The sequence below is a fragment of the Paenibacillus baekrokdamisoli genome, from assembly GCF_003945345.1.
Classification (GTDB): domain Bacteria; phylum Bacillota; class Bacilli; order Paenibacillales; family Paenibacillaceae; genus Paenibacillus_Z; species Paenibacillus_Z baekrokdamisoli.
In genome coordinates, this window is sequence record NZ_AP019308.1 from 960422 (window position 1) to 971973 (window position 11552).

Genomic DNA, 11552 nt, shown 5'->3' on the forward strand with positions numbered 1-11552 from the left:
AGCATGAGCGTGATATACAATCCTATACTTCCAGGCGATCACCCTGACCCTTCAATCGTTCGCGTCGGATCGGATTACTATATGGTGACTTCGACATTTCAATTCTTTCCTGGCGTTCTTGTTCTGCATTCCAAGGATTTGGCGCATTGGGAGCCGATTGGACACGTTGTTACCCGCAAAAGCCAGCTTGATTTAACCGGGTTACCCGATTCGTTCGGTGTATTCGCTCCGGACATTTCCTATTATGACGGGAAGTTCTGGGTGGTCGTACCGTATTACCACGGGCAACCACGATGTACCAATTTGTTGTTCGTCGCGGACCGACCAGAAGGGCCTTATAGCGAAGCTACTGTGCTCAACCACCATTTTATCGATCCGTCGATCTTTAATGATGATGATGGGAAGCGTTATCTAGCTTTCGGTGGCGGATGGATCCATGAGCTTGCAGAGGACGGATCAAGGTTGATCGGCGATGCTAAACAGGTCTGGCCGGGAACCGGAGGCTCTGCCCCGGAAGCGCCGCATATCGTGAAACGTAACGGATGGTACTACTTGATGTTGGCGGAAGGGGGAACCTTCTTCGAGCATATGGAAACGTTAGCTAGGAGTTCATCCATTTGGGGGCCTTACGAACCGTGTCCACATAACCCGGTAATGATGCAAGTGAATCCTGAGAAGAAGATACAAAAAGCTGGGCACGGTAAACTGGTGGAAGACGTGAATGGAGATTGGTGGATGTTCCACTTGGGTGGTCGTCCACTTACACCGGGAGGCTTTTGTCCGCTTGGACGGGAAACCTTTCTCCAGCCAGTTCAATGGACGAAAGACGATTGGTTTGTGGTTGGTGAGAAAGGTATCCCAATGGATGAGATTCAGATGCCATTAGTTGAAAATGCTCAAGACATTGAACAGGTAATCGTAGAGGATCATTTTACCGGAACAGAGCTTTCGCCGGAGTGGGAGTGGGTGCGGCATCCCGTAGAAGGAGGATTCGATTTGTTGCAGGAAGGGCTGCAAATCGCTTGCAAGCCTTTCATTCCCTTCGGCCTCGAATCTACGCTTATTTTAACGCGGCGCTGGCGGCATTTTGGATTTGAAGCAACAACGAAGATTCTGTTTAATCCTGAAAGCTTAGGCGAGGAAGCGGGAATAACACTATACCGCGATTCGGACGCTTTCCTATTTTTTTCAATCCGCAGAGGGATTGGACAAACATCGGGACAGGCTTTTGACGTAACCAAGCTTCATGAGAATCAAGAACATGATGGGTTTTACATAGAGCTTGACCAGTATGTGAATGTCGGTAAAAAAATACTTGCTAGAATCGTACTGCCGATTGAATCGGGAGACCCCGTTTGGCTGCGCGCTAAATTAGATGAAAAGTCTCAAAATTTTACTTTTTATTATTCTGTGGACGGCACAGTGTTTACGAGTATGGGCATCGAGCTTTCAGCAGAATTTCTGTATCCAGAACACTATACGCGGTTTTTGTGTTTTACAGCTCCCCGAGTCGGCATTTATGCGAAAGGCGTGTACGGAGAGCCGGAAGGTTCAGCCTTGTTTCAAGCATTTGTTTATAGAGGTATGTGACAGTATGAAATATGAAAACTATTAAACTGTAAGAGGCGGACTTAAAAGAAAGTGTGGGGTATATGTATCAAGCAAAAAAAATAATCGATGCACACCAGCATTATTGGCAAATATCTCGTGAAGATTATGGATGGCTTACGCCAGAGCTGAGACTGCTTTACCGAGATTACATGCCTGACATGTTGGAACCGCACCTAAGTGAAAATGGGGTTGTCGGTACCATCGCTGTACAGGCTGCAGCTACGGTTGCAGAAACTGAATTTTTGCTAGAGTTATCGGAGAGCAACAACACCATGTTAGGTGTTGTTGGCTGGATTGATTTGGATTCGGAAGATGCTTCAGATACCTACTTTCGTTTAAGATCTAGCACACGGTTAGTTGGATTCCGCCCAACACTGTACAATCTTAAGGAGAATAATTTAGCACTTCAACCTAGAGTAGTTCGTAATTTACAAATGCTAGCTGCTGAGGGGATGCCACTCGACCTCGTCTTGCCGTCGGAGCAGCTATCCTACGTTGTGCCTTTGCACAGACAGGTCCCAGACCTACGGGTAGTTCTGGATCACTTAGGTTCGCCTGATGTGAAAAATCCTGAGGCTTTTAATGACTGGGCCGAATGCATATCTGCCATCGCGCTCCATCCTGAAGCGATGTGTAAAATATCCGGGATGATTACGCTGTCTGGCGGATATGACCCCGAATTGCTGAAGCCGTATGTTGCTCATGTGGTTGATGCTTTCGGTATGAATCGTGTCATGTTTGGAAGTGACTGGCCCGTTGCTTTGCTTGCGGGCGGGTATGATGAAGTGATTCGACTATTTTTTAATAGTCTTCCACAGGGTTTATGCCCAGAAGATATTGATAGGATAGCATGGCGGAATGCGCTTGATTTTTATAGAATCCAAGAGAACTTAGCTTCAAGGGACTTAGGGGAGGCGTGACGAGATGGGATTTGAAAGTAACTTATCGGCAATGGCGTCTGTTACGGCGCAGGAAACGTGGATTCCACCTCAGTGGGCTCTGATGCTACGTCAACTGTTCGATACGCTGAACCAAGCAGCCAAGGAGTTTGTGAAGAAGTATGTCCTTCCAGATGGTACGCTCATTTGGCGCGGCGATTGGCCAGGGATGGATGGCTCGGATGATCCTTACGAGGGGTTTATGTACCTTGCCTTGTTGTATGCGCTCGGCGGAGATGAAGAACTGCGCGAGATGGCTCTTCAAGTATGGGAAGGCATTACGTGGCAGTGGACGGAATATGGGCAAATTTACCGCGATTTCGACGCATACTATGATTGGATGCATCATGGAGAAGGCTATTTGTTCTTTTATTTCCTTGGATTAGCAGCCCCTAGCGATTCGAAAAGCGTACAGCGTGCGCAGCGTTTTGCTAATTTGTATACAGGTGATGATCCGGAAGTGCAAAACTACGACTCGGAGAAAAAGTTAATTCGTTCCCCGATTACCGGCAGTCGGGGGCCTCGTCACGAGATGTCCGAAGAAGATTGGTGCACCCACCGGGGCATTCTTGACGACTATTTGGCACCTTTTGAAGATATCCCGGGCGTAGATTTTGCTAGTGGTAAATGTGCGTGGTCGGACGACCACGTGTATAAAGAGATCATTCGCTTGATGAACGAACGCATGGCGAAGGGGGATGTGCCGCTGAATCTGAACGCAACCGGACTTATCACCCATGCTTATATGTACTCTGGCGACGAAAAGCTAAAGAATTGGGTTATCAATTACGTGCAAGCGTGGAAAGAACGGGCTGCAAAGAACGGTGGAATTATACCCGATAACATTGGTCTTTCTGGGGAAATCGGAGAGTATAACGATGGCAAATGGTGGGGTGGCTATTATGGATGGCGCTGGCCGCATGGGTTTCTGACGATTATTGAGCCCATTGTCAATGCCTCGATGAATGCCGTGCTTCTGAGCGGAGATATGAACCAATTACAGTTAGCACGGGAGCAGCTCGACCTCAATTGGGCACTCGGACATGAAGAAAATGGACGATGGGTGACACCGACCAAACATTTCGATAGTGGTTGGACGGCTTATCGCTTGCCAAATCCGCTGTATCCCGTTCACCTGTGGACGCTATCTATGGCGGAGGAGGACGCTGCCCGTGTAGATCGGATCGACAAGCTACAGTATGACCTGGACATTGATGTACCTGAATATTCCGGTGGAAATCCGATAACGGGCAAGAATACCAAACATTACAACGGCAACACCGTACAATGGTTCCATTATATGCGCGGGAAAAGCCCTGAATATCCAGAGCAGATCCTTGAAGCGAACTACAAATTAGTGTCGAGCCAATTGAAAAAAATGCGCTCAGAAGAAGGAGATCCGAACAACTGGACATCTGACGGATTCAGCCTTGGTGCGTTGTCAAGCATTCATAAGTGGCAAGAAATGTGCCCGGTTTATTTCGAAGGGCTGCTGCAATTGACGCTCGGTGCGCCCATGCACACTTCGCATGGCGGTCTGCAGCACGGTCGTGTTCGCTACTTCGACGCGCATGCCGAGCGACCTGGATTGCCAAAGGGTGTAGCCGCGCTTGTCGAAGCGCTGGCTGCCGATTCCGTCACCTTGAGTCTGGTCAACATCGATTTATTTGCAGAAAAGCAAGTCATCATTCAGGCAGGAACGTTCGGCGAGCATCAGTTTGAAACAGTCACGGTTTTGAGTCAGGAAGAACACATGCAAAAAACCGTGCATGCAGACGGCAAATGGTTTCTCGCTAAACTTCTACCTGGAGTGGGGATTCGACTGCAGATGACAATGAAACGATATGTCAATCAGCCGACCTATGCAACCCCTTGGGGCGATCCGAAGGATACCGTTACGATGATTCGTGGTCGGGATAAGTGAGTGGGGTGGGCTTATGAACGTGAAAACAAAGAGGGAAATCCGGGTCGCCAGGCTTCACCGGGAAAGTATCGGTGAATATCGTCATTTGCATGACCATATACCTGAGCAAAACGTCAACCACATTATTGAAGCGGGATATACCGAGCTACAAATTTTTCTTCTAGATGATTTGCTGATCATGTTAACGGAACTCGACCCGTCCCAAGTTATTCTTGATCGAGTGATCGATGAACACGCGGAAAGGGAATGGCACGAAAAAACCGGTAGTTGTTTTGAGACTGTGTGGCAACAATCAGAAAAAATATTCGACTTACAAGAACTGTTACTATATAAGAAACTCAAGAAGGTGCAACTGTTGTTGTGAATGACTTGGACGAGTGATGTAAGTTTCATCCACTTGATATGAATCGTTTGACAGTACCGTTAGGAAACCGGTCATTCTGTGCTAGAAAGTGTGTAACAAGTGAAATTTAGCAAAACCTAAATACCGGAGGTCAATAATAGATTACTTTTTCCCAAGGTTAATTACTGGGTGAAAAGTAGTCTTTTTTGCTTACAAAACCTTAACATCTTTTTGATTTGTGGATAACATTGTGATTCTACAATAAATATGTGGAATAAAACAATAAAAACACACAGAAACCCAATAATGGAGGGAATTATCATGAAAAAATATGTTTCATTGAAATCGGCCTTAATGATTAGCGTGATGGCATTGAGCATTTCAGGGTGCGGTACTCCTCAGCAATCCGCTCCTGCGGCCAATACTCCGGTTCCGGTCAAAGAACAGACTTTGGAAGAGATACAAAAGCTGGCTAAGCAGGAAGGCAAGGTTATCAGTGTCGGTATGCCCGATGACTGGGCCAACTGGAAAGAAACCTGGGGCAATATTACCTCCAAATACGGGTTATCTCATTCGGATACGGATTTGACAAGCTCTGAAGAAATAGCCAAATTTGACGCGGAAAAGAACAATCCAACGGCGGATATCGGGGATGTAGGTATGGCATTCGGACCGGTTGCCATGCAAAAAGGCGTGACCATGCCGTATAAAACCTCGTACTGGAACGATATTCCGGATTGGGCGAAGGATAAAGACGGGCATTGGCTGGTCGATTACCAGGGAACAATCTCCGTGCTTGTCGATAAAACGCAGGTGAAAAATCCGCCAAAAACATGGGAAGATATTGAAAAAGGCGACTATAAAGTTCAGATTCCGGATGTAACCAAGTCGTCGCAAGCTCAGATGGGCGTATTGGCAGCCGCGATCGCCCATGGAGGAAATGAGGGCAACATTCAACCCGGCTTGGATTTTTTTGCGAAATTGGCCAAGCAGAACAGATTGATTACCAAGGACATAACCAAAGCCGATTTGGAAAAAGGGGAAGTGCAAGTTGCGATTCTTTGGGATTTTGTATCTTTGGGCTTTAAAGACCAAATCGATCCCAATCGTTTTGACGTTAACATTATGAAAGAAGGCAGTGTCATCAGCGGTTATACAACCATCATTAACAAGTATGCGCCTCATCCGAACGCCGCGAAGCTTGCCCGCGAATATATTTTGAGTGATGAGGGACAGATCAATCTGGCCAAAGGCTATGCCCGTCCAATTCGCAGCAACGTCAAATTGCCGGAAGAGGTTGCGAAGAAGCTGATTCCTAACGAACAGTATAAAAATGCGAAGCCGATCAAGGATTTTAAATTATGGGATGAAACATCCAAAAAAATTCCGCAACTGTGGCAAGAACAAGTATTGGTCAACATCAATTAACGGATTAAATGAGAAGTGAGGTCTATCCGAATGAATCACAAAGTCACGCTGTTCGCGGTCGTTGCCCTGCTTCCGTTTGCCCTGCTGATTGTCGGGTTCGAGCTACTGCCGCTGATAGCCATGATCCGCGACAGCTTTCTGGCTGATGACGGGATCACATATACGTTCAAGCAGTATGTAACGGCTTTTACTAATCCTTATTATACAAAAGGAATACTGAACAGCCTGCTCATATCTTTATATTCCAGCATCATAGGGATCGCGATCGCCATCGCCGCGTCATATTCCATGACGCGAATGTCTTCGAAGATCCAGTCCATTCTGGTGACCTTCTCGAATTTGACATCTAATTTTTCCGGCGTGCCGCTGGCCTTTGCTTTCATTATTTTGCTCGGCAACAGCGGCGTGTTTACGCTGCTGTTTAAAGAATGGGGATGGAACATTACAGGTTCCTTCGATCTATATAGTTGGGGCGGTTTAGTGGCTGTTTATGTTTATTTTCAAGTGCCCTTAGCGATCCTACTGCTTTACCCTGCCTATTCCGGTATTCATAAACATTGGCGAGAAGCCGCCGCGGTGCTTGGCGCATCGTCTTTCCAATTTTGGCTGCGAATCGGATTCCCCGTCATTATTCCCAGTGTGGTTGGCACGTTCAGCATCCTGCTCGCCAACGCCATGGGCGCCTATGCAACAGCATATGCGTTAGTGGGGGGCAGCTATAATTTGCTGCCCATCCGCATCGGCGCGCTCGTAGCTGGGGATGTTGCCACAAGACCACAATTGGGCAGCGCGCTCGCCGTCATTTTAGGATTAATGATGGTTGTCGCGATGTGGTGTAATGAACGTATGATGCGACGGTTCAGGAGAGATCTGCGATGAAGAAAAAATGGGTGCATACGCTTATCATTTCGATGACTTTTCTATATCTCTTCCTGCCGCTTGCGGCAACGTTCTTCTATTCGATCGCTAAAGAATGGCATAACACGATTCTTCCGGTTTCTTATTCGTTCAGCTCGTATGAGAATTTGTATACAGATCCACGATTTTTACAAGCAGTCGGGCGAACGCTTCTCGTCTCTGGGATTACCCTTGTTCTAAGTGTAGTTACGATGTCGATCGCCATCTTTGTCGTGTTCTTGTATTTGCCTAAAATGGAGCGTGTCCTTCAGGCGCTTGTGATGATCCCCTTCGCCGTTCCGGGCGTGGTTGCAGCCGTAGGGTTGATAAAGGTGTATTCCAGCGGGCCTTTCGTATTGTCCGGGACGATCTGGATCTTAATCGGAGCGTATTACGTAATGGTACTTCCCTATATGTATCAAGGTATCCGTAACACTCTGCGAACGATTGACGCCAAAAGGCTGATGGAAGCCGCTGAGGTGCTTGGCGCGAGCAAAATCAAAGGTTTCGCATTCGTTGTCCTGCCTAACATGGTAACTGGCATGCTCGTATCCGTGCTATTATCGTTCTCGATCCTGATCGGCGAGTTCGTCCTGGCCAATTTTCTCATCGGCGGATATTATGAAACGATTCAAATTTATTTAATGAGACGCTTGAATGAGAACGGCCACTTAGCTAGCAGCATTGTGATCACGTATTTCCTTACAGTGGCGGCGATTTCCTGGATGATGCTCAGATTAGGCAGGCGTTTTCAGAAGACAGAAGAAATCAAGGAGAAGGTAACATGAGCTATGTCCATATCGATCAAGCGCTTAAGCAATATGCGGATTCTACTGTACTGAAGCAAGTATCTCTGCAGATAGAAAAAGGTGAATTGGTTACTCTGCTGGGACCAAGCGGCTGTGGGAAGAGTACGCTGCTGCGTGCCATCGCCGGTTTGGAAAAGCTGGACGGCGGTACGATCAGCGTGAACGGGAACGATATTTCCCATCTTCCGCCGCAGCACAGAAATGTGGGCATGGTCTTTCAATCCTATGCGCTGTTTCCTAATATGACCGTCTTTGACAATATTGCATTCGGTCTGAAAATGCGAAAAATGCCTCGAAAAGAGATTGCCGTTAAGGTGAATCCAATTATCGAGTTGATCCATATGTCGGATAAAGCATCCTCCTATCCGCATCAATTGTCCGGCGGGCAGCAGCAGCGTGTTGCGCTTGCAAGAGCGCTTGTCACGGAGCCGGATATTTTGCTTCTGGATGAGCCGTTAAGCGCGCTCGATGCCAAAATCAGGAAAAGCCTGCAAATCGAGCTGCGAAACATTCAGCGAGAGTTGAAGATGACGATGATTTTCGTCACGCATGACCAGGAAGAGGCAATGACGATTTCCGACCGCATTTTTATTATGAACGGCGGAAACATTGTTCATCAAGGTAAACCGGAAGACATTTACGCATCTCCCAAAAACGAATTCGTCGCCCGCTTTATAGGCAGCTATAACGTATTAACGAGTCATGAGCTAGGCCGTTTAACAGGACATGTTTTCAAACCCGGCAGCTATGCCATACGGCCGGAGGTTATGGAGCTGCATCCGCTTGACCCGTTATCAGAACAGCAGATGTCAGGCATGTGGATTTCAGGGATCATCAGCAGTTTGACCGTGCGCGGCAATGTGCGCCGTTACTCGATTCAGGCACAGGATATGACCTTATTGGTGGATGAACTGAATGTGCCCCATAAAAGCGCTTTGGACGAGGGATTGTTCATTAAAGTGTGGATCCCAGCAGATGAATGTAACTTACTAAATAAAGAAGGTGATTGATATGTCGGTTTTGTCGATAGAACGAAAAAACTTTATTCTTGATCGATTGCAGGCATACGGGAAAGTAAATGCGGCGGAATTAGCGAAGCTCATTGACGTATCCATGGAAACGATTAGGCGTGACCTTGATATGCTGGAGAAGGAAGGATTGCTCAGGCGCGTGCACGGCGGCGCTGTCAAAATCAACTATCAATTAGGAGAGCCGCCGTTCTTTCAGCGGAAGAATGTCAGCCTGGAAAGCAAAAAGAAGGTAGCGCAGAAAGCCGCTCAACTGGTAAGAGATGGAGACACCATCGTCATAGGGGGAGGAACTACGATCCTGGAGATGGCTCATGCTCTCCGTGGTGTTAATAAAATAACCATTCTGACCAATTCTGTACCGACGGCGCATGCGCTTATGGACTCTTTAAACCAAGGTTTATTTCACGGAAATGTGATCCTCTTGGGCGGGGAATTAAATGCGGAACAATATTCAACAAGCGGTACCGTGTGCGAGAAAATGCTAGATCTGTTCTGTGTGAATAAAGCTTTTATTTCACCAGGGGGCATTTCTTTTGCAGGCGTTATGGAATACACACTCGAAGAATCATCGATTTCTGCGAAAATGATTCAGGTGGCTAAAGAAAAAATCATCCTCGCGGATCATTCGAAGATCGGTGCGGAAGCTTTATGCAAATTTTCACAACTGGATCAAATTAACGCAATCGTTTGTGATCATGAAGCGCCGCAATCATGGCGGTCATTTCTGGAGCATATCGATTGGATCACAGCGGATGAGGAGAGTATCAAGTGAAACAGATTAAAGGGATTTTGTTTGATAAAGACGGAACATTAATGGATTTTTATTCCGGTTGGGTCCTGGTTGTCACACAATTAGTAGATCGTTTACTTGAAAAATTAGAAATCGCCAACTCTCCTGTGCTGAAAGAACAATTACTCATATCTATCGGGCTGCATGAGAATAAAGTAGATCCCAAAGGATTTCTGGCTAGCGGCACCACGCAGGATATCTATGGGGCGTTTGTTCAAATGCTGGAGAAAGCAGATGTAAGTCAGGAGAAGCTGGTTGGGTTGGATGATTGGATGACAAAAGAGCTTTATAGCTTAACTCAAGCTAATAGGGACAATTTAAAACCGACAGCCGATTTGCCATATTTACTTGAACAGCTTCGCAAGCATGGAATGAAAATAGGTATCGCAACAGCGGACGATCGGGATTCAACGAATTTCTTTTTGGAAAAGATCGGCATTCATAGCTATTTTGATTTTATCGGCACATCGGATTATTTCGAGAAGAAACCGAATCCGGACATGATTCATACATTTTGCGAGATTGCGAATATTAGCGCGGATGAAGTGGCTGTTGCCGGCGATACGGTTGTCGATCTTCAATTTGCAAAAAACGGTTCGGCGGGACTCGCGATTGGTGTTCTCTCCGGTGTCAGCGGAACGACCGATCTGATCGGGTTGGCCGATCTCATCTTAGATTCTGTTGGGGATATCGTTACTGAGAACGGGGATTTCATTTGGATGAAAAAGAAAGACTGATGAAGCGAGCTTGCTCTTAAGATTAAAGCTGTTGGCGTCATAACGATATTCTGATGATTCGGAGGAAAGATTATGAAAATCGGGTTGGAAACGGAAAGCTATCACTTGCAGTTCATTTCAGGTCGCATGGATGTTTTTCAATTTATCCGTAAGACAGCCGAATTAGGATTAGACGGGGTCATGTTAAATATTAATCCATGGCCGGGGCTGCCCGGATGGGGAGTTCTTGAATCATTTGACCACGAATATTTAGCAAGAGTAAGAAACGAAATCCGGAAATACGGATTTTTTGCTGAAATCGATACGCGCGGAACGGATCCGGGGCATTTAACTCAAGTGATTGAAGCTGCTCATCAGATAGGAGCCGACGTTGTTCGGACTTACGTTTGCACTGACGGATTTGATCCGGATAAATTGAGAAGAGCTCCGCAAGATATCACTCAACTTGCCCCCCTTTTGAAGAAATATAGAGTTCGGCTGGCTGTGGAAAATCATGAGGAAGAGACTGCGGATGAAGTCATTCAAATCATCAAGGAAGTGAACAGCCCTTGGGTTGGCGCGCACTGCGATATTGGCAATGGCATGATGGCATGGGAAGATCCGGTTGAAGCTGTCAAGAAATTGGCGCCGTATGCGTTTACGACACATTTTAAAGATCATATCATTATTCATGACGGTGAGGATTACCGGGTATGCGGAGTTCCTGTAGGAGCCGGCAATATCGATATGGAAGCATGCTTCAAAATTCTCGTCGAACAATCGACTTTAACCCGAATCAATGTGGAAATGTGCTTCCCTTATGCGATTTCTTTCAAAAGAGAGCGTGGAACAGGCGGAGTATCTCAGGTCGGCGAAGGTGCGTTTAAAGTAGAGCAGCCTCCTTACGAATTAAACACGATTAAACCGCTGGACTATTACTATCCGCCCAAGGAACTTCTGGAGCAAATGATTGAAGACCAAGAAAAGGGCGTCGAACAATCCGTTAAGTATACGCTGGCACTAAGAGATAAGTATTGTCGATGAAATTATTTGGTTTTTACACAG

At 46.6% G+C, this 11552-nt stretch carries 11 protein-coding genes; all 11 read left to right on the forward strand.

The features are described 5' to 3' along the window. The first annotated feature begins 3 nt into the window (after positions 1-3). The 11 genes from EKN16_RS04065 (at position 4) to EKN16_RS04115 (ending at position 11531) form a co-directional block, all read left to right on the forward strand. Positions 4-1590, forward strand: a complete 1587-nt coding sequence (locus tag EKN16_RS04065; RefSeq protein WP_125653855.1) for a glycoside hydrolase family 43 protein — start codon at positions 4-6, stop codon at positions 1588-1590. Positions 1591-1652: 62 nt separating this feature from the next. Continuing rightward, positions 1653-2531, forward strand: coding sequence for an amidohydrolase family protein (locus tag EKN16_RS04070; protein WP_125653861.1), 879 nt, complete (start codon positions 1653-1655; stop codon positions 2529-2531). A gap of 4 nt (positions 2532-2535) precedes the next feature. Then, entirely contained in the window at positions 2536-4473 is a 1938-nt protein-coding gene (locus EKN16_RS04075; protein WP_125653863.1) for a DUF8034 domain-containing protein, read from the forward strand. A gap of 13 nt (positions 4474-4486) precedes the next feature. After that, complete coding sequence (locus tag EKN16_RS04080) at positions 4487-4837, forward strand: L-rhamnose mutarotase (RefSeq protein ID WP_125653864.1); 351 nt, start codon at positions 4487-4489, stop codon at positions 4835-4837. A gap of 300 nt (positions 4838-5137) precedes the next feature. Next, positions 5138-6244, forward strand: a complete 1107-nt coding sequence (locus EKN16_RS04085) for an ABC transporter substrate-binding protein (RefSeq protein ID WP_125653866.1) — start codon at positions 5138-5140, stop codon at positions 6242-6244. A 30-nt stretch (positions 6245-6274) separates the two neighbouring features. Continuing rightward, on the forward strand, positions 6275-7123 hold the full coding sequence (locus EKN16_RS04090; protein ID WP_125653868.1) for an ABC transporter permease: 849 nt from the start codon (positions 6275-6277) through the stop codon (positions 7121-7123). Then, the gene (locus EKN16_RS04095; RefSeq protein WP_125653870.1) at positions 7120-7929 is read left to right on the forward strand and encodes an ABC transporter permease; all 810 of its coding nucleotides are present in this window, start codon (positions 7120-7122) and stop codon (positions 7927-7929) included. The genes EKN16_RS04090 and EKN16_RS04095 overlap by 4 nt, the downstream gene beginning before the upstream one ends. Next, positions 7926-8960 carry an ABC transporter ATP-binding protein gene (locus EKN16_RS04100; RefSeq protein WP_125653872.1) on the forward strand — a complete coding sequence of 345 codons (1035 nt, stop codon included), beginning with the start codon at positions 7926-7928 and terminating at the stop codon, positions 8958-8960. Before EKN16_RS04095 ends, EKN16_RS04100 begins: the two co-directional genes overlap by 4 nt. A 1-nt stretch (position 8961) precedes the next feature. Next, on the forward strand, positions 8962-9753 hold the full coding sequence (locus EKN16_RS04105; RefSeq protein ID WP_125653874.1) for a DeoR/GlpR family DNA-binding transcription regulator: 792 nt from the start codon (positions 8962-8964) through the stop codon (positions 9751-9753). Further along, positions 9750-10508, forward strand: a complete 759-nt coding sequence (locus tag EKN16_RS04110; RefSeq protein WP_125653876.1) for an HAD family hydrolase — start codon at positions 9750-9752, stop codon at positions 10506-10508. Before EKN16_RS04105 ends, EKN16_RS04110 begins: the two co-directional genes overlap by 4 nt. A 72-nt stretch (positions 10509-10580) precedes the next feature. After that, positions 10581-11531 (forward strand): sugar phosphate isomerase/epimerase family protein, encoded by a 951-nt coding sequence (locus EKN16_RS04115; RefSeq protein ID WP_125653878.1) that lies wholly within the window; start codon positions 10581-10583, stop codon positions 11529-11531. Positions 11532-11552 lie beyond the last annotated feature (21 nt).